Source organism: Streptomyces bambusae, from assembly GCF_019400985.1.
Lineage (GTDB): Bacteria > Actinomycetota > Actinomycetes > Streptomycetales > Streptomycetaceae > Streptomyces > Streptomyces bambusae_A.
Genome location: NZ_WTFF01000023.1, coordinates 16,121 through 39,670, shown reverse-complemented (window position 1 = coordinate 39,670; position 23,550 = coordinate 16,121). Strand labels below are relative to the sequence as shown.

20 protein-coding genes and 1 tRNA gene are annotated in these 23,550 nt (G+C 71.7%); 15 read left to right on the top strand and 6 right to left on the bottom strand.

Annotated elements, in window-relative coordinates; all coding sequences use genetic code 11:
- The first annotated feature begins 494 nt into the window (after positions 1-494).
- The 5 genes from GPJ59_RS06240 to GPJ59_RS06220 all read left to right on the top strand — a co-directional run bounded on the left by GPJ59_RS06240 (position 495) and on the right by GPJ59_RS06220 (position 3,197).
- Complete coding sequence (locus GPJ59_RS06240; protein WP_219665395.1) at positions 495-920, top strand: roadblock/LC7 domain-containing protein; 426 nt, start codon at positions 495-497, stop codon at positions 918-920.
- A 77-nt stretch (positions 921-997) separates the two neighbouring features.
- Positions 998-1,327, top strand: coding sequence for a DUF742 domain-containing protein (locus tag GPJ59_RS06235; RefSeq protein ID WP_258023955.1), 330 nt, complete (start codon positions 998-1,000; stop codon positions 1,325-1,327).
- On the top strand, positions 1,305-2,036 hold the full coding sequence (locus GPJ59_RS06230) for a GTP-binding protein (protein WP_219665391.1): 732 nt from the start codon (positions 1,305-1,307) through the stop codon (positions 2,034-2,036). The genes GPJ59_RS06235 and GPJ59_RS06230 overlap by 23 nt, the downstream gene beginning before the upstream one ends.
- Positions 2,037-2,065: 29 nt before the next feature.
- Positions 2,066-2,617: a GAF domain-containing protein gene (locus GPJ59_RS06225; RefSeq protein WP_219665389.1), complete on the top strand. Its 552-nt coding sequence runs from the start codon at positions 2,066-2,068 to the stop codon at positions 2,615-2,617.
- 229 nt (positions 2,618-2,846) lie between these two features.
- Positions 2,847-3,197, top strand: coding sequence for an MmcQ/YjbR family DNA-binding protein (locus tag GPJ59_RS06220; RefSeq protein WP_219665388.1), 351 nt, complete (start codon positions 2,847-2,849; stop codon positions 3,195-3,197).
- A gap of 102 nt (positions 3,198-3,299) precedes the next feature.
- Here GPJ59_RS06220 and GPJ59_RS06215 read toward each other — a convergent pair whose 3' ends face one another.
- Positions 3,300-4,202: a transketolase family protein gene (locus GPJ59_RS06215; protein ID WP_258023954.1), complete on the bottom strand. Its 903-nt coding sequence runs from the start codon at positions 4,200-4,202 to the stop codon at positions 3,300-3,302.
- A gap of 23 nt (positions 4,203-4,225) precedes the next feature.
- Positions 4,226-4,927: a transketolase gene (locus tag GPJ59_RS06210; protein WP_219665384.1), complete on the bottom strand. Its 702-nt coding sequence runs from the start codon at positions 4,925-4,927 to the stop codon at positions 4,226-4,228.
- A gap of 161 nt (positions 4,928-5,088) precedes the next feature.
- Here GPJ59_RS06210 and GPJ59_RS06205 point away from each other — a divergent pair.
- Positions 5,089-5,165: transfer RNA gene (locus GPJ59_RS06205), tRNA-Pro, on the top strand.
- 1,665 nt (positions 5,166-6,830) lie between these two features.
- The gene (locus GPJ59_RS06200) at positions 6,831-7,478 is read left to right on the top strand and encodes a TetR/AcrR family transcriptional regulator (RefSeq protein WP_219665383.1); all 648 of its coding nucleotides are present in this window, start codon (positions 6,831-6,833) and stop codon (positions 7,476-7,478) included.
- A gap of 248 nt (positions 7,479-7,726) precedes the next feature.
- Here GPJ59_RS06200 and GPJ59_RS06195 read toward each other — a convergent pair whose 3' ends face one another.
- Positions 7,727-9,346, bottom strand: a complete 1,620-nt coding sequence (locus GPJ59_RS06195; RefSeq protein ID WP_219665382.1) for an MFS transporter — start codon at positions 9,344-9,346, stop codon at positions 7,727-7,729.
- A gap of 547 nt (positions 9,347-9,893) precedes the next feature.
- Positions 9,894-10,529, bottom strand: a complete 636-nt coding sequence (locus GPJ59_RS06190) for a TetR/AcrR family transcriptional regulator (protein ID WP_219665381.1) — start codon at positions 10,527-10,529, stop codon at positions 9,894-9,896.
- Between the two features lie 135 nt (positions 10,530-10,664).
- Between GPJ59_RS06190 and GPJ59_RS06185 the strand changes: the two genes are divergently transcribed.
- From GPJ59_RS06185 to GPJ59_RS06165, 5 genes are read left to right on the top strand one after another with little or no spacing between them, the layout of a single operon-like run.
- Positions 10,665-11,819: a VOC family protein gene (locus GPJ59_RS06185; RefSeq protein ID WP_219665379.1), complete on the top strand. Its 1,155-nt coding sequence runs from the start codon at positions 10,665-10,667 to the stop codon at positions 11,817-11,819.
- 28 nt (positions 11,820-11,847) lie between these two features.
- Complete coding sequence (locus GPJ59_RS06180) at positions 11,848-12,876, top strand: fumarylacetoacetate hydrolase family protein (protein WP_219665378.1); 1,029 nt, start codon at positions 11,848-11,850, stop codon at positions 12,874-12,876.
- Positions 12,873-14,507 carry a bifunctional 3-(3-hydroxy-phenyl)propionate/3-hydroxycinnamic acid hydroxylase MhpA gene (gene mhpA / locus GPJ59_RS06175; RefSeq protein ID WP_219665376.1) on the top strand — a complete coding sequence of 545 codons (1,635 nt, stop codon included), beginning with the start codon at positions 12,873-12,875 and terminating at the stop codon, positions 14,505-14,507. Before GPJ59_RS06180 ends, mhpA begins: the two co-directional genes overlap by 4 nt.
- Positions 14,504-16,477 (top strand): acetoacetate--CoA ligase, encoded by a 1,974-nt coding sequence (locus GPJ59_RS06170; RefSeq protein ID WP_219665374.1) that lies wholly within the window; start codon positions 14,504-14,506, stop codon positions 16,475-16,477. The genes mhpA and GPJ59_RS06170 overlap by 4 nt, the downstream gene beginning before the upstream one ends.
- Positions 16,474-16,827, top strand: coding sequence for a DoxX family protein (locus GPJ59_RS06165; protein WP_219665373.1), 354 nt, complete (start codon positions 16,474-16,476; stop codon positions 16,825-16,827). The genes GPJ59_RS06170 and GPJ59_RS06165 overlap by 4 nt, the downstream gene beginning before the upstream one ends.
- 211 nt (positions 16,828-17,038) lie before the next feature.
- Here GPJ59_RS06165 and GPJ59_RS06160 read toward each other — a convergent pair whose 3' ends face one another.
- Complete coding sequence (locus GPJ59_RS06160; RefSeq protein ID WP_258023948.1) at positions 17,039-19,591, bottom strand: discoidin domain-containing protein; 2,553 nt, start codon at positions 19,589-19,591, stop codon at positions 17,039-17,041.
- A gap of 364 nt (positions 19,592-19,955) precedes the next feature.
- Between GPJ59_RS06160 and GPJ59_RS06155 the strand changes: the two genes are divergently transcribed.
- Both GPJ59_RS06155 and GPJ59_RS06150 read left to right on the top strand, forming a co-directional pair.
- Positions 19,956-21,239, top strand: coding sequence for a phosphatase PAP2 family protein (locus tag GPJ59_RS06155; RefSeq protein WP_219665372.1), 1,284 nt, complete (start codon positions 19,956-19,958; stop codon positions 21,237-21,239).
- 147 nt (positions 21,240-21,386) lie between these two features.
- Positions 21,387-22,319 (top strand): SGNH/GDSL hydrolase family protein, encoded by a 933-nt coding sequence (locus tag GPJ59_RS06150; RefSeq protein ID WP_219665371.1) that lies wholly within the window; start codon positions 21,387-21,389, stop codon positions 22,317-22,319.
- 53 nt (positions 22,320-22,372) lie between these two features.
- Here the strand turns inward: GPJ59_RS06150 and GPJ59_RS06145 are convergent, their stop codons facing one another.
- The gene (locus GPJ59_RS06145) at positions 22,373-22,840 is read right to left on the bottom strand and encodes a rho GDP-dissociation inhibitor (protein WP_219665370.1); all 468 of its coding nucleotides are present in this window, start codon (positions 22,838-22,840) and stop codon (positions 22,373-22,375) included.
- Between the two features lie 129 nt (positions 22,841-22,969).
- Here GPJ59_RS06145 and GPJ59_RS06140 point away from each other — a divergent pair, with 129 nt between their 5' ends.
- Positions 22,970-23,527, top strand: a complete 558-nt coding sequence (locus GPJ59_RS06140; protein WP_219665369.1) for a type 1 glutamine amidotransferase domain-containing protein — start codon at positions 22,970-22,972, stop codon at positions 23,525-23,527.
- Positions 23,528-23,550 lie beyond the last annotated feature (23 nt).

Genomic DNA, 23,550 nt, shown 5'->3' with positions numbered 1-23,550 from the left:
AGTTGCCGGCGGGGCGGGTCCCCCCGGTAGGGGGGGTGGGGGGGTGCGCCGGCTCCAGGCGGCCGATGGGGCTGATGGGGCGGGGGGGGCCGGTAGGGCGGGTGCAGCCGGCACGGCCCCGGTCGGTGGGGGGGGGGAGCGTCCCGTTCTGCCAGGGCGGCGGGCCCAGTCGCCCCTCGCGCCGCAGCTGCGTGCCGCCCCCGCCCCCCGCCCCCGCCCCGCCGACGGTTGCGGCGAGCCGCCCCTGCACGACCCGCAGCTCATGGCGGCCTTCCAACGCGGCTTCGGCCGTGCGCAGGCCGAGCACCCGTGACCCGGCCAGGACGCGCCCGGGGCCACCACCACGGCCCGTACCCCGTCACGCCGCTCATACCCGGCACCCCGCCCCCGTAGCCCCCGTACCGCCCGGACCACGTCCATGCCCACGTCCATGCCCCGCGCCCGCGTCCACGGGCACGACCACGACGACCCCTCAGCAAGGAGCGCACCCCCCCATGGCCACCCAAGCGCCGACCAGCCGGCTGTCCGACCTCGACTGGCTGCTCAGCGGGCTCGTGCAACGGGTCCCCTACACCCGCAGCGCCGTGCTCCTGACCGCCGACGGCCTCGTCACCTGCATGCACGGCCTCGACGCCGACAGCGCAGACCACATGGCGGCATTGGCGTCCGGGCTCTACTCGCTCGGCCGCAGCGCCGGTGCCCGGTTCGCCGACGGCGGTGAGGTGCGGCAGGTCGTCGTCGAGCTCGACTCCGCGCTCGTCTTCGTCTGCGCCGCCGGGTCCGGCACCTGCCTCGCCGTCCTCGCCGACCGCGAGGCCGACGCCGGCGTCCTCGGCTACGAGATGGCGATGCTGGTCAAGAGCGTGCGTCCGTACCTCGCGGCGCCACCGCGCCGGCCCGTCCCCGCACCGGAGCGATGAGGGCCGTGCGCGTGTCGCCGGCGCCGGTCGCGGCCCCGCGCGACACCCCGTGGCTCGACGACTCCGCAGGGCGGGTGATGCGCCCGTACACCGCCAGCGGCGGCCGGACCCGCCCGGACGTGGCGCTGGACCTGTTGTCGCTGGTCAGCGCCACCGGCGTACGCCCGCGCACGGCGCTCGGCCCCGAGCACACGCTCGCGCTCCGGCTGTGCGCCGCCACCGCGGCGCCGTCCGTCGCCGAGGTGGCCGCCCAGCTGCGGCTCCCGGCCGTCGTCACCAAGGTGCTGCTGTCCGACCTGATGACCTACGGCGCCGTCACGGCGCGCGCGCCGCGGTACCTGAACAACCCTGCCGACGACCTGTCTCTGCTGAGGGCGGTGCTGGATGGACTGCGTAGACGTCTGTGAGTACGGCGTCGACGGACGCGGCAGTGGCGACGGGAACTGGGACGGGAACGGGGACGGGGGCCGCCGCTCCGCCGGCACCGTGCCGCCCGCGACCTTGAAGATCCTGGTCGCGGGCGGGTTCGGGGCCGGCAAGACGACCTTCGTCGGGGCGGTCAGCGAGATCGAGCCGCTGTCCACGGAGGAACTGCTGAGCGGCCTGGGCGAGTCCCGCGACCCGCTGGGCGGTGTCGAGGCGAAGACGGCGACGACCGTCGCGCTGGACTTCGGCCGGATCACCCTGGACCCGCAGCACGTCCTCTACCTCTTCGGTACGCCGGGCCAGGAGCGCTTCTGGTTCCTGTGGGAGGAGCTGTGCGCGGGCGCGCTCGGCGCGGTCGTGCTGGCCGACACACGGCGGCTCGCGGACTGCTTCCCGGCCGTCGACTTCTTCGAACGCCGGGGGATCGGCTTCGTCGTCGCCGTCAACGAGTTCGACGGCGGCCACCGCTACGCGGCCGAGGAGGTCCGCGAGGCGGTCGGGCTCGCGCCCGAGGTGCCCGTCGTACGGTGCGACGCGCGCCTGGCGAGCTCGGGGACGGGGACCCTGGCCACCCTCGTCCACCACCTGCTCACCACGGCCAGGAATCAGCGAACACCGGCATCAGTGAACACCGGGACCAACGAACACAGGAATCAGCGAACACAGCAATCACTGAACGGGAATCCGTGAACCGGAATCCGTGAATCGGGGGAACCGCCATGACCTACTACGAATCGACCGGACACCTGCTGCTGACGCCGGTGGACCGCGAGGCGCCCGCCCGGGTGCTGCGGCTGCGCGAACTGGGCCTGGGCGAACGGGTGGACGCCGGCCTCGACGCGTTCGCCGGGCGCGTCGCGCGCACGCTGGACGCGCCGTACGCGGGCGTCAACTTCATCGACGAGGAACGGCAGTTCTTCGCCGGACTGCACCACGCCCCGCAGGCCCAGCCCAGCGACTACCCGGCGCGGGCGCTGGCCCGCGACCACGGCTACTGCCCGCACGTGGTGGTACGGCGGCGGGCCCTGGTGCTGGAGGACGTCCGCGACATCGCGCGGTTCGCCGGGAACGCGGTGGTGGACGAGAGCGGGGTGCGCTCCTACCTGGGTGCTCCGCTCACCGACCGGCTGGGGGTGGTGCTGGGCACGGTGTGCGCGGTGGACGTGGTGCCGCGGCGGTGGGGGACGGAGGGGCTCGCCACGATCAAGGCGCTGGCCGCGGAACTCGTCGCGGACTTCCACGCCCGGGAGGACGGCCTGCGCGCAGGCTGAGGAGCCGGCGGCCGGCCCGCGGTCGGTCAGCGGTCGGTCAGCGGCCGGCGGGCGGTCGGTCAGCCTGAGCGCAGGATCCCCAGCGGCTGCCGTTGACTGTCAGTGCCGGGCGCTACGGTCGAGGACGACGGTGGAAACAGGACCGACGGCCGCCCGTCCTGCGGGGGCGGCCGTCTCGACGAGGGGCGGCGGCCGGCGAGCCGGCGCCCGGCGGAGAGGAGCCGTGCCGATGTCCACGACCGCTGACGAGGTCCGCGAGATCGCGCTGTCGTTGCCGGGCAGCAGCGAGAAGCTCTCCTGGGGCATGCCCACGTTCCGGGTGAGCGGCAAGATCTTCGCTGCGCTCGGTGACGACGACGCCTCCATAGGGGTGAAGTGCCCCAAGGAGGACCGGGCCGAGCTGATCGCCGCGGAGCCCGAGAAGTTCTTCCTGCGCGAGGGCCACGACGACAACTACGCCTGGCTCCGGGTCCGCCTCGCCGCCCTGGAGGACACCGGCGAGCTGCGCGCGATCCTCCAGGACTCCTGGCGCCAGGCGGCCCCCAGACGCCTGGCCGAGGCCCACCCGGAACTGTCGTAGAGGCCGTACACGCCGGCCGTACACGCCGTACGGGCCAGGGACCGGCCCGTCGTACGGGTCAGGGACCGGGCTGCGTCGTGGAGGTCGCGCACGCCGTACGGGTCAGGCGCCCGGGCGGGGTGCGCGGAAGCGGCTGATCCGCTCGCGCAGCGTCCGCGGGTCCAGGCCGTGGGCCGCCGTGTGCTCCTCGATCGTGCCGTAGCGGCGCAGCTCGGCGCGGCCGACGCCCAGGCTCAGGACGCGGTGCGGGAGGTCGGCCAGGGCGTCGTTCGCTGCGGCCGTCGACGTGCCCGCCAGGTACGGCTCGACCAGGACCACGTCCGCCGGTCCGGACCCGACGGCCGCGCGCAGACCCGCGCCGTCGAAGGGCCGTACGGTCGTCGCGTACAGGACGGTCACGTCCAGGCCCTCGGTGGCGGCCAGGACGTCGTCGAGCGTCGGGCCGACCGCCACGACGACCCCCGCCGAGCCCTCGCGCACGGTCAGGAAGCGGGCGCCGTCGACCGCGCGCGGCGCCGCGTTCGACAGCTGCGACAGGCGTACGTAGACCTTCTCGTCCCCGTCGGCGTAGGCGTGCCGCAGCAGCGCCTCGGCCTCGTCGGGGTGCCCGGGGACGTGGACCTTCCAGCCGTCCAGGGTGTCGAGCAGGGCCACGTCGCCCGGCGCCATGTGGGTGAAACCGCCCGCCGGCCAGTCGTACGAGGCGCTCGCGCTGACCAGTACGCCGCCCGTGCCCTGGTGCCCGAAGTCCAGCTTGACCTGCTCGAAGGGCCGCTCCACCAGGAAGCTGGCGAAGGTGTGCATGACCGGTCGCAGCCCGGTGAGGGCCAGGCCGCCGCCGACGCCCACGAGCAGCTGCTCCCGGATGCCCACGTTGATCACCCGGTCCGGGTGGGCGCGCTGGGCGGGCCGGAACCCGTCCATGCTGATCTCGGCGAGCACGAGCGCCAGCCGAGGGTCCTCGTCCAGCAGCTCGGACGTGATCGTGATGAATCGCTCCCGCATGGTGTCCACGGACTTCCTCCCCCTCAGGCCTTCTTCTCGACCCGGGCCACGACCGCGTGCGGCCGCCCGGGGTGCGCGGCGGTGAACGCGGCGTGCAGCGCCGCGTGGTCCCGCCCGTCCACGGTCACCGCCGACCAGCCGGCCGCCTCGAACCGCGACGCTATGCCGCCCCGCCAGCCGTGGGTGGCGGAGTCGTTGTCGATCACCACCGTGTGCAGCCGGTCCAGGCCGGCCGGGCCGGCGTACGCGATCGCCTCGTGGTTGCTGCCCTCGTCCAGCTCGGCGTCCCCGATCAGCGTCCACACCGCCGGCCGGGTCAGGCCCTGCGCCCGCAGTCCCAGCGCACTGCCGACGGCGAGCGGCAGCCCGTGCCCCAGCGAGCCGCTGCCGATCTCGACACCCGGGATCAGGGTGCGGTCCGGGTGGTGGCCGAGGGGGGAGTCGTACCCGCCGAATCCGTCCAGCCACGTGACGGGGAAGAACCCCTTCGCCGCGAGCACCGCGTAGTACGCCATGGGGCCGTGGCCCTTGGAGAGCAGGAACCGGTCCCGCTCCCGGTCGCCGGCGGTGTCGGGCGTCACCCGCAGCACCCGGTCGTAGAGCACCCACAGCACGTCGAGCGTGGACGTGGCGGCGGGCCCGTGCTTCTCGGCCCCGGTCATACGCGCCATCAGCGCGCTCAGATCCTCGTAGCGGAACGTCGCGTCCGCTGTTGTCTGCGTCATGCATCGATCGTCCGACCTCAACCACGGTCGAGGTCAACCCCGGGACGGCCGGACAGCCGGACGGCCGGGCGGCGACGGAAAAGGTGCGCGCGACCACCCTCCGATGTGCGGTATTGTTCTCATGCGCGCTCGGCCGGGGGAAACCCCAGGTCAACGGGCATCGGGACGTGGCGCAGCTTGGTAGCGCACTTGACTGGGGGTCAAGGGGTCGCAGGTTCAAATCCTGTCGTCCCGACCAGCGTTTACGCAGGTCGGAGGCCGTTCTCTCACACGTGGGAGGACGGCCTTTTCCGTGCCCGGAATGCTGGTGGTCGCAGTGTGGTCGCACGCCCGCTTCGGGGCTGGTTCGCGATGGTGCTGAACGCGGGCGGGGCGGGGGAGGCGAGGACGGTGTGGGGTCGCAGGGTCGGCCGTCGGGTCTGCAGAAGACGAGTCCGGTGAATGGATCGCTGGGGTCGCTGTGGCGGCGGGCCCTTGACCGGGCCCGGTGCTCGAGTGCAGTGGCAACGCGACACGAGCGCCTTGGCGGCCAGCCAGGTAGTCAGGTAGGCGTCGACGCTCTGGTTCGGGTCGGCGTTGAATCCGCCGGCCTCGCCCTCGAGAAATCTGCGGGGTGCGGTCTCGGCTGCGTCGTGGTCGACGAAGCCGCCCCTGCGCACGGTCGTCCGGCGGTGGCGCGGTGCCGGGACGTCGACCGCGAAGGTCCACGTCCCATGGTCACCGTCAGCGAACAGGTGCGGGCAGTGTGCTCCGAATCGGTGACGGTGGGTGTCGCGGCAGCCACATCTGCGGTAGATGCGGCCGTAGTCTCCAGTGCTACGCATGGGGATCGCCTCCGGGAGGCGGAGGAAAGGTCGACACATCCAGTCTCGTGCGACCACCTGCGACCACCACGACCCATGCGCCCCCTGTGACCTGCGCTTTCCCCTTGTCTTCGCGCCAAGGGGCCTGTCCGGGAGCGTGGCGGCAGAATCTTCGTCCACTGGTGGTACAGCAGCTGCACCCATGCTGACCTGCGGAAATCGCGGCAGGCGGGGGCTCTCTGGTGAGGACTGGTCCGGGAATGGTCCGGATCTTGGTCCTGGTTGATCCCAGGCCTCATCTAGCGAAGTGGATGATTTGCGACGTATGTGAGTGTTCCGGCGGCTGCGCCGGCCCCCGACCCTGGATCTCGACGACATCCAGGCGACACTGCTGCGGGCCCGGCCTGAGCCCTGCTTCGGTACCCACGCGGAGACATCACTGGCCTCCTTCCCCGCCAACTTCCGGGCCGGAATGGCCGCCCGCGCCGAGCGGCTGCGCGACACCGGCGTGAACGCGCCCAAGAACTGGGAGTTCCCCTTCGGTACGTCGCGCGTGCACGTCGCCGTCACGGTGTACGCCGCGAGCGAGGACGACTGGCGTGCCGAAGTCGCCGCCTACGAGAAAGAGTTGGGTGAGGTTTCCGGTGTGCGGCTGCTGTCCCACCAGGACTTCACGGCCGACGGATTCAACGTGTTCGGCTACCGGGACGGCTTCAGTCAGCCGGTGGTCGAGGGCAGCGGCGCCGAACCGCTGCCCGGCGACGGGCGCCCGAACAAGGCGGGCGAGTTCGTGCTCGGATACCCGAGCGAGACAGGCGTCCCGCTGCCCGTGCCGGCTCCGGACGTCCTCGGCCGCAACGGCACCTACGCGACCAGCAGCTCCAGCTCACCGGGCTGGCCGCCCGCGCCGCCCATCCCGGCTCCAGCGACTTCCGCCACCGGCTCAACGGGGTCGACCCCCAGGAGCCGGCGAGCATCAAGGAGCTTCCGGCCTGGTCAGGCAAGGCCGATCCGGGGATGCGGCCACGGATCGTGGCGGGACTCACGTGTCAGAATGGATGTGCCCGTTCTTCGTCCGGTTTCATCATCGAGGTTCTTCCGTGTCCCAGCCCGTTGGTCGTGTGCCGCAGCGACGCAATGCACGGTCCAACCGGGCGCGCATCCTGGCCACCGCGCGCCAGGAGCTCGGGCGGAACCCCGACACCACTCTGGAGGAGCTGGCGCGCGCCTCCGGTGTCGTCAGGCGCACTCTTTTCGGGCACTTCCCCGGCCGGGCGGCGCTCCTGGAGGCGCTGGCCGAGGAGGCCGCCGAGGCTCTCCAGGCCGCGGCGGCGGCCGGGGTGAAGGCGGCGGACCCGGCCGAGCGGGCGCTCGCGCGCTTCTCGTTGTCGATGTGGCCGGTGGGCGACCGGTACCGGATGCTCCTGGCGCTGGCCCAGCGGGACCTGGGCCTGGAACGGGTCGCCGAGATCCTCGAGCCCGCCCGCGTCAAGGTCACCGCCATTCTGGAACGGGGGCAGCGGGACGGCGTCTTCCACTCCCACCTGCCGCCCGCGGTCATGGGTGCCGGCCTGGAGGGGATGACGGTCGCCCTGCTGGAAGAGGTCAACACCGGCGCGCTGGAGGACGACGGGACGCGTACGGCCGTGGCCACGCTCATCGCGGCCGGTGTGCCGGAGAAGCAGGCGCGCCTCGTGGTCGATGACGTGGCCGCCGCGATCGCGGCGGAAGCCGTCGCCGACAGCTGAGTCGCAGCACGGCTGTTGGTGCGGAGGTGGAACAGACCCCGGTGCGAAGGCATCGGGGTCTTGGCACGTGTGCCCCGCCTCCGACGTTGTGGTGACGTCGCGCACCCCGGCGGTGGGAAGCGAGGCCGCGGCGGCGGCACCGGGGGGCCGTGCGCTGCTCAGGCGCGGCCCGTTCTGGGGTGGAGGAGGCCGGATCTGGCTTCCGGTCTCCGGTCGGCGGTCATGGGTCGCGCCGAACCTGTGGGGTCTCAGACGGCGCCCACGGGTTCGCTCTCGACCGCTGCTTCCGGCGCCGCCGATTCCTCCTGGCGGTGCTTCCCGGTGGCCTTGCGGCCGGGCAGCACGGCAATGACGATCAGGGTTCCGGCGCCCATGATGATCGCGCCGAGGAGGCTGGTGTGCGCGATGGCGTGGGCGAAGGACTCATGCACCGCCTCGATCAGGGTCTGAGCCTGCTGGGGGCCGCCGCCCGGGGTCTTGGCGATGTGCTCGGCGACCGCGAGGCCGCCGCCTACCGAGTCCTTGGCGGTGTCCATCGCCTCGGCTGGGAGGCGACCGCCGACCATGTCGGTCAGCTTGTCCTTGTAGGACGTGGCGAGGAGCGAGCCGAGCACGGCGATGCCCAGTGCGCAGCCGAGTTCCAGCGCCGTGTCGTTGGCGCCACCGCCGACGCCCAGCTCGGACTCGGGGAAGGATCCCATGATGGTGTCGGTGGCCGGGGACAGGCTCAGGCCGATCGCGAAGCCGAGCATCAGCAGGGGCGTCAGGAAGTCTGAGTACGTTGAGCCCGACTCGATCTGCGTGAGCAGGAAGACGCCCGCCGTGCCGATCACCATGCCGGCGCCCACGACCAGCTTGACACCCAGCTTCGGGGCCAGCTTGCCGGTGACCGCGGCGCCGACGAAGACGGCTCCGGCCAGCGGCAGAAGGCGTATGCCGGTCTCCAGGGCGTTGTACTCGAGAACGAACTGCAGGAACTGGGTGGAGTAGTAGATCGAACCGAACGTGCCGAAGAAGAAGAACAGCACCGCGAGCATCGAGCCGCTGAACGGGCGCTCCTTGAACTTGCGCACGTCCAGCATCGGGTTCGGATGCTTCAACTCCCAGGCCACGAAGGCCGCCAGGCCGACAGCGGCGACGACGGCCGCGGTGATCGGGCCGGCGCCCCAACCGAAGTGCGGGCCCTCGATGGCCGCGTAGACCAGGCTGCCGATGAAGACGATCGAGAGCAGACCGCCGACGTAGTCGATCCGGCCCATGCCCTTCGCCTTGGACGGCGGCACCAGGAGCAGTGCTCCGATGACGCCGAGGACCGCGAGTGGGACGTTCATGAGAAAGGTGGAGCCCCAGGCATGGTTCTCCAGTAGCCAGCCGGCGGCCACCGGCCCGGCGGCGATGGCGAGACCGGAGGTGGCGCTCCAGGCCGTGATGGCCTTGGCGCGCTCCGCCCTGGGGAAGATCGCGACCAGCAGCGAAAGGGTGGCCGGCATGACGACGGCGGCACCGACGCCCATGATCGCGCGGGAGATGATGACCAGGTTGGTCTCGTCGACCAGGCCGCCCATCACCGAGCCGCCCGCGAAGATCAGCAGGCCCAGGACGAGTGCGCCGCGGCGGCTGTATTTGTCGCCGATCGCGCCGAGGACGAGCATCAGCGCGGCATACGGGACGGTGTAGCCGTCGATGACCCACTGGAGGTCACTGCTGGACAGCCCTAGATCCTTCGAGAGGTCCGGCGCGGCGACGACGAGCGACGTGTTCGCCATGACCACGATCAGCAGGCTCAGGCAGAGCACCAGCAGGGCCCACCAGCGCCGTGGATAGGGCCCGGTCATCTTCTCGGCGGGTGTGTTCGCAAAGAGCGGCATCGAAAACTCCTTGGCAGGAGGCGAAGCGGAGGCTTCGGGGTTCGCGGATGGGGTGTGAAGGCGGGCACGGCAGCAGACCGGCGAGGCGAGCAGTTAATTGCCCACTGACGTGTAGGTTAGTTAATTGCCCACGGGTGTGCAACTACGGGGGTCCATGCCCCATCGCCCGGAGGTTCCGACGTGACCCGCGCGCACGTCACCGACGCTTCAGGGCGCAACCGGACCCGTCTCGTGCGGGCCCGCATTCTTGAGGCGGGCCAGGCGGAAACTCGGTGCGTCGCACGGTCTACGGCCGCTTCAGCGGCAGGGCCGCGCTCGTGGGGGGCCTGGTGGAGGAACGGCTCGACGCGGCCCCTGCCGGTGACGAAGCTGTCGGTCGGCCTCGACGGTCCGAGGGCCTCGGGGAGCGCCGACGAGGCCCATGCCCGCAGGATCGACGCGACCGCGTTCCTGTCGTACGAGGACGTGTCGGCCGCACTCGGCGTGAGCCTGTCGCGAGGTGACGAGCCGGGGTGGATCAACGCGACGGCCGGTCGCCGGTGGTCGGTCAGGCGAGGTCGGGGAGGGGGCGCCGGGCGACCTCGTGGGCGTCGTCCGGTGGTACGCCCAGCATGCGCAGGACCATCTCGGCGAGGTTCACCGCGGCGTCATCGCCGTCCACGTCGGGGCGGGCGAATCTCAGCTCTACCAGGGACAGCAGGGTTCCACCCAGTGCGGACAGGGCCACTGTCGGGTCGACGGCGGTGAAGCGGCCGGAGGCCATGCCGACCTCGACGTCCCGGCGGGCCCGTCGGGCCAGGCCGTTGTCCGAGTGGATGTGGCCCAGGCCGCGACGGCGCAGAACCTGCATCAGCTCCGGGTGCGACTCGGCCATGCGGGCGCTGAGCCGGAAGCTCGTCGCGACGAGCTCCGCGGGGTCGTCGATGCCGGCCAGGTGCTCGTCGAAGGTCTGGCCGAACTCCTCCAGCGCGTCCTGCACCGCGGCCTCGAACAGCTCCGTCTTGGAGTCGAAGTGGTTGTAGAACGAGCCGAAGCCGACGTCTGCGCGCTCGGCGATCACCTGGATGCTGACGCTGGTGTCCCCGGCCTCGGCGAGTATCTGGCGGGCCGCGCGGACGAGAGCTCCGCGGGTCTCGGCGCGACGCCGCTCGAATCGGTTGCTGGGCGGGGCTGACGTAGGCATACGCAGAGTCTAACCGTGGAGACGATGACGATCGCAGTCCTGATGAATTCATCATCTCCTGCCGCGAACACCTTGACGATGGAACTCTCACACTTGATGATTTCCTCATTACGGCAATGTTGCTTGGAGGACACCATGTCCGAAACCCGCGTCAACGCAGTCGGCGTCCCGGACGTCAGGACGGCTCATCAGGACCTCCACAGCGCGCAGGGAGCCCTGCGCGGCGAACATCCCGGGCGGTCCCGCAACCCCGTGATCAAGGTGGCCGACCTGGCATGGCTGGAGTTCGAGAAGCCCGACCTGGACCGGGCCGAGGTCTTCGCCCGGGACTTCGGTTTCGGTATCGCCGCCCGGAGCGAGAGCGAGCTGTGGTTGCGGGGCACCTTCGCCGGCTCGCCGTGCATGGTGATCCGGCGCGGCCGGACCTCCCGTTTCATCGGCCCGGCGTTCCGCGCCGCCGAGCGGGCCGACCTGGACCGGCTGGCCCGCGCCACGGGGACGTCCGTACGGGACGCGGACGTGCCCGGCGGCGGCAAGGCGGTCGACCTGCTCGACCCCTCCGGCTTCCCGGTCCGGGTCGTGCACTGCGCGGAGGAACTGCCGGCGCTGCCCGAGCAGCAGCCGCTTCTGCTCAACTTCGGCACCGGTCACCGCCGCACGAACGTCACCCAGCGCCCGCCGCGTGAACCCTCCCGCATCCAGCGCCTGGGCCATGTGGTCCTGGAGACAAGGGTGTTCGGGCGCGCCCTGGACTGGTACCTGGACACCCTCGGGATGATCGTGTCCGACTTCCTGTTCCTGGACGGCCGGCGCGGCCGTGGCCCGACGATGGCGTTCATCCGCTGTGACCAGGGCAGCCGGGCCGTTGACCACCACACGCTGGCCATGCACCTGGGCCCGGGCAACGGCTACGTCCACTCCGCCTACCAGGTGACCGACCTCGACTCGATCGCCGCAGGCGGCGAGTACCTGGCCGAGCGCGGCTACCGGCGCAGCTGGGGCATCGGCCGGCACATCCAGGGCAGCCAGCTCTTCGACTACTGGCGCGACCCCGACCGCTTCATGCTGGAGCACTTCGCCGACGGCGACCTGTTCTCCTGCGACCTGGAGCCCGGCTGGGCACCCATGTCGACCACCGGCCTCGCCCAGTGGGGACCTCCTGCCACCCGTGACTTCCTCGGCGCGAGCCCCTCCCCGCAGCGGGTCCGTGACGTCATCGAAGCCCTGCGAGGCGACAACGAGATGGACCCGGCACGCCTGCTGGGCCTGCTCAAAGCCGCCAAGTCCTGAAACCCGACCCCCTCACGAAGGTACTGATATGAGCACCAACGTCCTGCGCACCGCCGAGGGATGGTGGGTCCTCCTTCCCCAAGCTCTCGACTCCGCTCGAGCAGGGGAGACCCCGATCGACCGGGCCGTCCCCGTCGACACCAAGGCAGCCACCACCGCCGAGTTGATCGCCGACCGGGCGGCCGTGCGCGAGGCCGCCCTCTCCGGGGAGGCGGGCACGCCCGTCGCCGATCTGGTCGCCCTCTCGCCGGTGACCACTCCCTGCCGGGTGGTCGCACAGATGGTCAACTACCGCAGCCACGCCCGCGACTCGGGCTTCACCGGCGACATTCCGCCCGCCTTCTTCCGCAAGGCGTCCGGGTCGGTGACTGGCCCGGGTGAGGCGATCGTCCGGCCGTCGCACGTGAAGTTCCTCGACTACGAGATCGAGCTCGGGCTCGTCATGGGCGCACCCCTGCCCGTCGGCACCGTGGTCGAGGAGCGCGACCTGCCGTCGTACGTCGCCGGGCTGGTGATCACGAACGACGTCAGCGCCCGTGAGGTGCAGCTGACCAAGACGCAGTTCTACGAGAGCAAGTCGTACCCGACCTTCACACCGACCGGGCCCTACCTGGCGCTGCTGGAGCCCGAGGACTTCGCCCGTTTCCTTGATCTGAGGCTGCGGCTGTCGGTCAACGGCGAGCTGCGTCAGGACCGCACCCTCGCCGACATGATCGTCCGCCCGGCACAGGCGCTGACCCTGCTGGCCCGCTTCCAGACCCTCGACCCCGGCGACCTGCTGCTCACCGGGACCCCCGGCGGCACGGCCCTCAAGGCCCCGCCCAAGGCGGTCGAGAAGATCGGCGCGCTGCTGCCGCCCGCCGTGAAGTGGAAGGCGTTCTTCAAGAGCCAGGCCCGTAACCCGCACTACCTGCACACGGGTGACGTGATCACGGCGACGATCTCGACCGCGGACGGGCGGATCGACCTCGGCGAGCAGCGCACGCCCGTCACGGACGCTGGGGGTACCCCCTGCTCGCAGAGCCTGGGGGAAACACCCGAGGTGAGCCGCACATGACCGCCGACCAGGCCGGACCCCGGGACACCGCACCCGCTCCCGCACAGACAGCCCCCGCACAGACAGCCCCCGCACCCGTCGTGATCATCGGCGCCGGGCCGGTGGGCGTGACCGCCGCCCTCCTCCTCGCCCGGCGCGGTATCCGCACCGTCATCCTGGAACGCCACCAGGACGTCTACCCGCTCCCGCGCGCCGTCGCCACCGACGACGAGGTACGCCGCATCCTCCAGGCCGCAGGCGTGGGCGAGGAGTTCGCCGCGATCGCCCGCCCCGCCAACGGACTTCGGCTGCTGGACGCCCGCCACCGGGTCATGGCCGAGTTCCGGCGCTCCGAGCACGGCCACCACGGCTACCCGCAGACCAGCATGTTCGACCAGCCCGAGCTGGAACGACTGCTGCGCGACGCCCTCGCCCGCCGCCCGGAGTGCGAACTGCGGGGCGGTGTCGAGGTCACCGGCGTCGGCCCGGCCCCGGCCGGCCCCGTGCGCGTGACCTACCGCGACGACGACGGTGAGCACCATCTGTGGGCCGAGGCGGTCCTCGGCTGCGACGGCGCGGGCAGCCTCACCCGCGACGCGATCGGCGCCGCATGGGAGGACCTGCGCTTCGAGGAACGCTGGACCGTCATCGACGTCCGCACGAAGGCCGACGTCCGCTGCTGGGAAGGCGTCGACCAGGTCTGCGACCCTCACCGGCCGGCGACGTTCATGCGCGTCGGTGAGGACCGCTACCGCTGGGAGTTCCGGCTGCAAGACGGGCAGCAACCGGTCCGCGAACTGATCGCCCCGTGGCTGTCGCCCTCGTACGACGGGGACTTCGACGTCGTACGGGAGACGCAGTACACCTTCCGGGCGCGGGTGGCCGACCGGTGGCGCAGCGGACGGATCTTCCTCCTCGGCGACGCCGCCCACCTCACCCCGCCGTTCATCGGGCAGGGGCTGTGCTCGGGCCTGCGTGACGCCCACAACCTCACCTGGAAGCTGGCCCGCGTCCTGGGCCAGGGCGGCGACGAGCGGCTGCTGGACACCTACGAGAGCGAGCGCAAGCCGCACGTACGGCATGTGATCCGGCTGGCGGTCGCCATGGGCTGGGCCATGACCGGCGGCCAGGACGGCGCCGCCGCACTACGCCGCAGGATCCTGGCCGCCGCCTGCCGCATACCCGGCCTCACCGCGGCGGCGGGCCGCGACCTCAGCCCACCCCTGACCGCCGGGCCCCTCGTCCGGCGGCGTATGCGCAGGAGCCTCGTAGGCACCCACTGCCCGCAACCATGGGTGGTGGGACCCGACGGCCGGCGCAGCCGCCTCGACGAACTGCTCGGCGACAGCTTCACCGTCCTGACCGCCGCCGAACCCTGGCCCTCGCTGCGCGCCCTCGCCCACGGGCTCGGCGTCCCGACGATCCCCGTGACCGACCTCCGTGACGACGGCACCCTCGCCGCCTGGCTGCGCGCCGGCCGGGCGGACGCCGCCCTGCTGCGCCCCGACCGCGTCGTCATGGACGTCGTCCCGGCCGGGAGGCACGACTTCACGGACACCGCCGGCTGGGCGTCTCTCCTGCACACCACGCGCAGCCCCCACCCTTCCCCACGGACCGTCGAGCAGAGCCTGCCGAGGAGCGCCACACGATGACCAGGCCGTACCCGGAACCCTTCACGACGCCCGATCCGCAGGTCGTCGCCGACAGCCGCATCATGGACTTCGCCCGCCACGCCGGGCTCGACGGGACCGACTACGCCGCCCTGCACCGCTGGTCGGTCACCGACCTGGAAGGCTTCTGGGCCGCGGTCTGGGAGTACTTCGACATCGACGCGGACTCCCCGTACGAGCAGGTGCTGGCCGAGGAGCGGATGCCGGGCGCCCGCTGGTTCCCCGGCGCCACCCTCAACTACACCCACCACGCCCTGCGCAAACTCACCGACGACACCGTGGCGATCACCGCCCTCGACGAGACCGGCTCCAGTCACGAGGTGACCGGCGGCCGGCTGCGCGCCCAGGTCGCATCCGTCGCCGCCACCCTGCGCGACCTGGGCGTCGGCAAGGGGGATCGGGTCGTCGGCTACCTGCCCAACACCCCGCACGCGATCGTCGCTTTCCTCGCCGCCGCGAGCCTGGGCGCCGTGTGGTCGGTCTGCGGGCAGGACTACGCCCCCAAGGCCGCCGCCGACCGCTTCGCCCAGCTCGAACCCACCGTCCTGATCTCCGCCGACGGCTACCTCTTCAACGGCACGACCCACGACCGCCGCGAGGCCACCCTCGAACTCGCCGGTGAGCTGCCGACGCTGAAGGCCGCGCTGCTGGTGGACCACGTGGGCCTGCCGTGGCCGTCACACGCGTACCCGTCACTGGTGGTGCCGTGGGAGGACGCCGCCACCCGCACCGAGGAACTCATCTGCACGCCGGTGCCGTTCGACCACCCGCTGTGGGTCGTGTTCTCCTCGGGCACCACCGGCCTGCCCAAGGGCATCGTCCACGGCCACGGCGGCGTCCTGCTCGAACATCTCAAGACCCTCGGACTGCACTCCGACCTCGGCCCCGGTGACCGCCTCCTGTGGTACACCACCACCCACTGGATGATGTGGAACCTGGTCGCCTCCACGCTGCTCACCGGCGCCACCACGTGCACCTACGACGGCAGTCCGGCGCCCTTCGCCAGGCTCGACGTCCTGTGGGAGCTGGCCGCGCGCCACCGGGTGACCGTCTTCGGCACCAGCCCCCAGTACCTGCTGGGCATGGCCAAGTACGGCATCGACCCCTCGGCGCACGACCTGTCGTCGATCCGCGTAGTCGGCTGCACCGGCTCCGCACTGCCGGCTTCCGCCTACCCCTGGGTCCGCCACCACGTCGGCGACCACGTCCTGCTCGCCTCCATCAGCGGCGGCACGGACGTCGTCTCCGGCTTCGCTGGCAGCGCCCCCAACACACCTGTGTGGGCAGGAGAGCTCTCAGCACCCCACCTGGGCGTGGCCCTGGCCGCGTACGACGCCGAGGGCGTCCCGGTCGTGGACCAGGTCGGGGAGCTGGTCGTCAGTCGCCCGATGCCGTCCATGCCGCTGTACTTCTGGAACGACCCCGACGGCACCCGCTACCGCGACGCCTACTTCTCCTCCTACCCCGGCGTGTGGCGCCACGGCGACTGGATCACCCTCACCTCCCGCGGCTCGGTGATCGTCCACGGCCGCTCCGACAGCACGCTCAACCGCAACGGCGTACGCCTGGGCAGCGCCGACATCCACGACGTCGTCGAACGCCTCCCCGAGATCACCGAGGCCCTCGTCATCGGCGCGGAAGAACCCGACGGCGGCTACTGGATGCCGCTGTTCGTGGTCGTCGCCGCCGACGCGACCCTGGACGACCCGCTCCGCGAGAAGATCAAGGAGGCGATCCGGACCGGCGCCTCACCCCGCCACGTCCCCGACGAGATCCTCGAAGTCCCCGGCGTCCCGCACACCCGCACCGGCAAGAAACTCGAAGTCCCCGTCAAACGCCTCCTTCAGGGCGCCCCGGTCGAGCAGGTCGTCAATCCGGCAGCCGTGGACGCCCCCGACCTCATCGATCACTTTGCCCGCCTGGGTGCCGAACGCCGGGGCCGGTCGGCATGACAGCCGCGCAGATCACCCTCGCCGTCATCCTGACCCTGGTCTTTCTGCCACTGGGAGCGGCCAAGATCGCCGCAGTGCCGTTCATGCGCCAGGCGGCAGCACACCTCGGCATGTCGCCGGGCCTCTACCGCGTCGTCGGCACCTTGGAAGTGGCCGGAGCCCTCGGACTGGTACTCGGACTGGCTTCCGCCCCACTGGGGGTGACCGCCGCGACCGGGCTGGCGCTGCTGATGACCGCGGCCGCCGTGGCCCACCTGCGCCACGGCGACCCGCCCGTGCGTGCCCTGCCCGCCGTCGTCCTTGCCCTGACGGCGGTGGCGTACGCCGGAGTGGCGATCGGTACCGGCTGACGGCCCGCAGCGTGCGCTGACGCGCGCGGCGGCCCGTTGACGCCTTCACCGTCGACGCGAGCGGGGTGGCGGCCTCCGGCACGTAGAGCCGTTCGTGGCCTCCTGAGGAGTGCCGCCCGGAAATCCTTCGGCCATCCGCCCCGCGGTGTCCGTGTCCGGCCGATCCGGACGCGGACACGGACACGGACGCGGACACCGTACGCGCGCGGGGTCAGGAGATGGTCAGGAACCTGGCCATGCTCGGCACCCCCTCGGCGTCAAGGGCGAAGAGCATGTAGTTCCCCGGCAGGACCACGCCGGTGTCGGAGGGTATGGACACCGTGTAGGTGCCGGTGGCCGTGGCGGCGGAGACGAGTGGGACCCGCCTCTGGTCGTTGTCGGTGGAGTGGGTCGCGGCCGCGGCCCGCATGAGGACGAAGGACGCCACCGGGCCCTCGGTGGTCACCGAGAGCTGCGCGCCGGGCGCGGCCCTGGGGGGCACGCCTCCGCTGACGACCGGACGGGGCTTCGGCGTTCCGTCCGGGCCCAGCAGGTACGGCGGGGTGAAGACGGCCCCGTCGGCGTGGTTGGTCGCGCAGTCGCCGCACAGGCCGCCGCCGCCGGAGAAGACCCGGCCGTCCGGCAGCAGGTTGGCCACGCTGTGGTAGTTCCTCGGGATCGCCATGGTGGCCAGGGGGGTGAAGCGCCCGGTCGCCGGATCCCACAGTTCGGGGGTGAGCACGGACGTCGCGTCGCTGAACGGCACCGGGTACGCCTGCCCGCCGAACACGGCCACCTTGCCGTCCGGCAGGACCACGCTGTTGCTGAAGGCGCGGGCGTAGCCCATGTCGCCCGTGCGGGCGACCTGGACCTGGTCGCCCGAGATGCCCACCGTGTACGCGCGCCGCGTGGCCGGGGTCTTCTCGTAGGCGGGGGAGCCGCCCAGGGTGAGCAGCTTGCCGATGTCGTAGGCGACGGCGTTACCGGTCATGGCGTCCTGGCTGTCGGCCCGGGTGCCGGCGGCCGTGATGCTGCCGGTACCGGCCGTCGATATCCAGTTCATCTGCTTGCTCGGGCCCAGCTGGAGTACCTTGCCGCCCGAAGTGGCGTGCAGCCACATGTGGTTGTCGGCGCGGTAGGCCCCGGCAGGGTCGGCCGTCAGCGCCGGGGTGGCGGGCACGCCCGTGAGCGTCCGCCAGGTGCGGCCGGCCGGATTCCAGACCTCGCCGCCCCTGTCGCGGGCGCCGCCGCTCCAGGATCCGCCGAGGACGAAGGCCTCACCGGTGGAGAGCAGCGTCATCGCCTGGTAGCCGCGGGCGATGTTCATGTCGGTGGTGGCCGACCACTGGTCCGTCGCCGGGTCGTAGATGCTGGCCTTCTCCGCGTTGCTGCCCCCGGTGACCAGCACGCGGCCGTCGGCCAGCATGGCTGTGCCGGGACAGAACATGTCGTGGCCGGTGCCGTCGATGCGGCGTTGTGTCACCTTTCCGGTCTTCAGGTCCAGGACTGCGGTCTGGGTGTAGCCGTTGCTGCCGCCGAAGCGGTCGACGGCGTACGCGGACCAGGCCAGCAGCTTGTCGCCCGGCAGGACGGCGGTCGCCACCGGCACGAGCGGGAATCCGGTGATCCGGTCCCAGGAACCGTGGACGGCCGGGTCGGCCGGTCCGCTCAGGCGGATCTCGGCCGCCGAGCTCCAGGGACCGCGGCCGCCGGCTTCGCCGAGCGCGGTCAGCCGGACGTAGCGGGCGTGCTGCGCCTGGGTGAACGTGGCGGTCTTGACCGTGTCGTCGTCCCGCCAGGCGCCCGAGGCCACCGACGCCCCGAACGTCGTGCCGTCCGTACTGACGCTGACGGAGTACCGGCCGATGCGCCCGTTGGCTCCGTCGGGGCGGGGCTGGTAGACGAGCGCGGAGACCGCGGTCGTGCGCTTCATGTCGATCGTGATGCTGTGCGGCAGTGGGGCGGGGGTGCCGGTCCACTTGCTGTGCCAGATGGTGCTCGGGTTGCCGTCCAGCACGTTCGTCGCGCGGCCGTTCTCGCCGACGGTCTCCTCATCTCCTGCCGTCGCGGTCCATCCCGTGCGGGGAAGGTCGACGGTGGCGGCCGGCGTGCCGGGGTCGCCCAGCAGGTTGATCTCGGCGGCAGAAGCCCACGGCCCGCGGCCGCCGGCCTCGGTGAGCGCCGTCAGCCGGACGAATCGGGCACCCTGCGGGGCGAACCCGAGTGTCTTGGCGCCGGCGTCGTCGGCGAGCGTTCCGGTGGCTACGGGCGCTCCGAAGGCGGTGCCGTCGGGGCTCACGCTGATGGCGTACTCGCCGATGCGCCCGTTGGGCCCGTCGGAACGGGGCTGGTAGACGAGCGCGGAGACGACGGTCGTGCGCTTCATGTCGATCGTGATGCTGTGCGGCAGTGGGGCGGGGGTGCCGGTCCACTTGCTGTGCCAGATGGTGCTCGGGTTGCCGTCCAGCACGTTGGCCGCGCGGCCGTTCTCGCCGACGGTCTCCTCGTCGCCGGCCGCCGCGGTCCATCCGGTCCGGTCAAGAACCGGAGCTGCGGGCTCCATCGCGTTCGCCGGTGCGATGCCGTGGTGTGGCGACTGGTTGACCATCTGCTGGTCGGAGGGCGCGGGAAGGGGCCCCGGCGCTGCCGCCCGCGCGGCTGCCGCCGGGCGCGCCACCCCGAGCCATGGGGTGAGGCCGATCAGCAGGGAGCCCAGGCCGAAGGCTATGAGCAGGTACGAGCGGAGTAACAGGTGGTGACGGGTGAAGGAGCGCCGGAACCACAATCTGACCTCCTGAGGCGAACCGGTGTGTCCTCAGAACATAGGTCAGAAACGGTGCAACTCACCTGCACAATAGGTGAGTTGCTATGAAATTGGGTAGCGGATCGGGCGCTTCCGTCACAGGTGGCGCACGGGGGTGAGGAGTGGGTGATCAGTCCTTGGTGCGGGCTCGCCCTAGCCGAATTGGGTCATGTGTTCGATTTGGGTGGGGGAGATGCCGAAGTGTGGGACAGCTAGCATGTTCGAACCAACAACTGACCACGTTGAAATATGAACATCGGCTGAAAAATTGATACCTGCGGTACAGCGAGAGCTTTCGCGACTGGACGGGGGAACCGCGTCCGCCACGTGGCGTCGGCCACGGGTCGTGCTGTGGGCTGCGGTCAGTGCCGTGGCCCTCGGATTCCTTGTCGGACTGGAGATCGCCGCGCGTCACTACGGCGTGCCGGGCCCCGTCACCATCCAGGCGCGGGAGGTGATCTTCGCCCCCCAGTCGGGGACGGTGCTGTACGCCAGCATGGCCTTGATGACGGTGGTGCTCACCTGGCGGCAGCGGTTCGTCGCGTTCGGCGCCGCGATCGGCATCGACCTGGTCTTCTGGCTCGTGCGGTGGGCGGTCGGCGCCGAGATGATGTACGGCAACGGCGCACTGTGGGTGACGCTGGGCTGCGCCGTCATCGCCGTCACGCGCCGCACCGGCCGGGAGCGGGTCCTGCTGCTGAAGGGCGTCGGACTGGCCCTGCTCCTGGTGGCCGGCCGTAAGACCGGCTACACCTGGCTGCTGATCACGTCGAAGACCCGCCCGATGGTGCTCGACCAGTACGTGGCGACCGCCGATCATGCCCTGGGCAACCCGTCATGGGTGGCCGGCCGGATCGTCGAGGCCACCGGCGCGGTCGGCGCCCACGTCCTCGACTGGGTCTACGTCCAGCTCGCGGTGGCCGCGGTCGTCGTCACCCTGTACCAGCTGCGCAACGTCGCGATCGAGCGCCGCTTCCCGCGCCATCATCTGGTGCGCACCTTCCTGGCCATCGGCCTGCTCGGGCCGGGCATCTACATGATCTACCCGGTGGTCGGACCCATCTTCGCCTACGGCGCCGACGGCGGTCAGTTCGCGATGGCCGACCTGTGGCCGAACACGCCGCCGCCGGTCGGCACCCCGCAGCCGATGCTCTTCGACGGGACCACCCCGCGCAACTGCATGCCCAGTCTGCACACGGCCTGGGCCACCGCGATCTTCATCCACTCCCGCAGGGGCCCGAGGGCCCTGCGCTTCGCAGGAACGTTTTGGCTGATCGCCACGCTCGGCGCGACGCTCGGCTTCGGCTACCACTACGGCGCGGACATCGTCGCCGGCGTGGTGTTCACGCTCGCGATCGATGCGGCACTGCGTGCGCAGGCCCACGGCTGGGACCGGCGGGGAATCCGGCTGGTCGGCTACGGCGCCGCGGTCTTCGCCGCTCTCCTGGCGTCGTACCGCTACCTGTCGACGGAGATGGCCGCGCTTCCGTGGGTGTTCGGGCCGCTGCTCGTTCTGGCGATGTCGTCCGTCGTATACGGCTACGTACGGACCGTCAGGCTGTGGGAACGGCAGGCCGCGTCGGTGCACCTGCCGCAGCCGCGACGTGAGCCGCAGCCCGAACTGGTGTGAACTGACGGGTGCCGTGGGGCGGGTGATGTTCATACGGGCTTGGGAATCCCTTTACCTACCGGCCGGTTGTACCCGGCGGTAACAGGGCTCCATGCTGCTGTGGCGATCAATGCGCGCCACCCCCCACGCCCACGCGAGGAGCCGACCGTGCCCCGTTCCCGACGTACCGCCGCACGCACCGCCACCCGCCGCCGCACCGGACTCGTCGCGGGTACGGTCGCCGCGTTGGCCGGGGCCTGCATCACCCCGGCCTCGGCCGCCACCGGTGCGGGGCCGGGTCCGGGGTCCGGGGCGCGGTACGGGGAGTACGTCGCGCTCGGGGACTCGTACGCCGCCGGGGCCGGCATCCCCGGGCAGTCCGCCGGGCTGTGCTTCCGCTCCGACCGCAACTACGCCAGCCTCGTCGCCGCCCGGCTCGCCCCCGCCGTCACCCGCGACGTCACCTGCGGCGCGGCCAAGCTCAAGCACCTGACCGAGCCGCACCGCTACCCGGTGATCGGGCAGGTCAACGCACCGCAGCTCGACGCCCTGACCAGCCGGACCCGGCTGGTCACGATCACCCTCGGCGGCAACGACCTCGGCACCAGCGACCTGGGCCTCGGCGACATCGTCGTCCGCTGCGTGGCCCTCGCCGCCGTCCACCCCGTCGGGTCGCCCTGCCGCTCCTCCTACGGCAACACGCTCCACGAGCGCGCCGACGAGGCCGGCCCGCGGATCGCCGCGGCGCTCCAGGAGATCCGCCGGCGCTCGCCGGAAGCGAAGATCGTCATCACGGGGTACCCGTCGATCCTGCCCGAGAACGCGTGGGACTGCCTCTTCCGGCAGCCCGTCACCGTGTCCGACGCGGCCTACCTGCGCGACGTGGTGAAGTACCTCAACGGAGTGATCGCCGAGCGGGCCGAGGCGAACGGCGCGACGTACGTCGACACCCACACGCCCACCCTCGGGCACGACATCTGCCAGAGCCCCTCGCAGCGCTGGATCGAGGGCATCCTGCCGCACCAGCCGACGATGCCCGTGCACCCGAACGCCCGGGGCGAGCAGGCCATGGCCGACGCGGTGCTCGCGGCGCTGGACTGACCGTCATCACTGCTTCGGGCTGACCGGCGCGCCGCCGCCGGGCCTCGCAGGCCTTACGGACCGTCGCCTGCCGTCGCTCCCGTCGGGGTGCCGGCGGCGTCGCGCGTGAACGAGCGGGAGACGTGCCGGTCCTGGTGGGCGACGCGGAAGCGGTGGGTCTCCTGGGTGAGGGTGCGCCCGTCGCCGTCCAGGAAGGTGCCCGTCACGGTGTAGGTGCCGCGGGCGTGCCGGCCGGAGGGCAGCTTCTCGGGGGGCAGCACCACCTCGTACGGCCCGCCCGCCCGGAAGCTGCCCAGCGGGGTCGTCTCCGCGGGCAGCGTGCACTCGTCGATCGTGCGGGAGTCCACGTAGACGAGCCCGTCCACCGGGCTGGTCAGCCGGAACTCGAGACTCACGGTGAACGAGGCTCCCTCGGGCAGCGCGAAGGGGACATGGGCCGGGTCGTCCAAGGGGACCGACAGCCTGTCGAAACTCTCCGAGTCCAGGTGTACGCCGAGCAGCTCGAACCGCGCGTCCGTCATGGGCCCACGACTACCCCGATCTAAACATCCGCATGCCTACGGAATTGTCACGGTTTGGGGCAAGGGGGTCAGGGCAGGCGCCCGCGTGACGGATGCGGACCCGACGGGCACGGAAGGGTGTGACCGGCCATGCGCGTGGCGTTTCTGATGGCGCCGCAAGGCGTCGAACAGGTAGAGCTCGAACAACCCTGGAAGGCCGTGCTGGACGCCGGCTGGGAGCCGCGGCTGGTGTCGACCAAGGCGGGACGGGTGCAGGCCTTCCACCACCTGGACCGGGGGGACACCTTCCCCGTGGACGACGTGGCCGCCGATACCCCGGCCGAGGACTTCGGGGCCCTGGTCCTGCCGGGCGGCCTGGCCAACCCGGACGCGCTGCGCAGGGACGAGCGGGCCGTGGCCTTCGCCCGGCACTTCTTCGGCATGGCCCGGCCGGTGGCGGCCATCTGCCACGCGCCGTGGACGCTGGTCGAGGCGGACGTGGTCCGCGGTCGCACGCTGACGTCCTGGCCGAGCCTGGCGACCGACATCCGCAACGCGGGCGGCACGTGGGTCGACAAGAAGGTGTGCGTCTGCCGGGCGGCACCGGCCACGCTGATCACCAGCCGGAAGCCGGCCGACCTGGACGCGTTCTGCGGGGCCCTGGTGGAGGAGTTCGACCGGCAGCTGCACACCCGGCAGGCCGCCTGACGCAGTCCAGTGCAGTCCAGTCG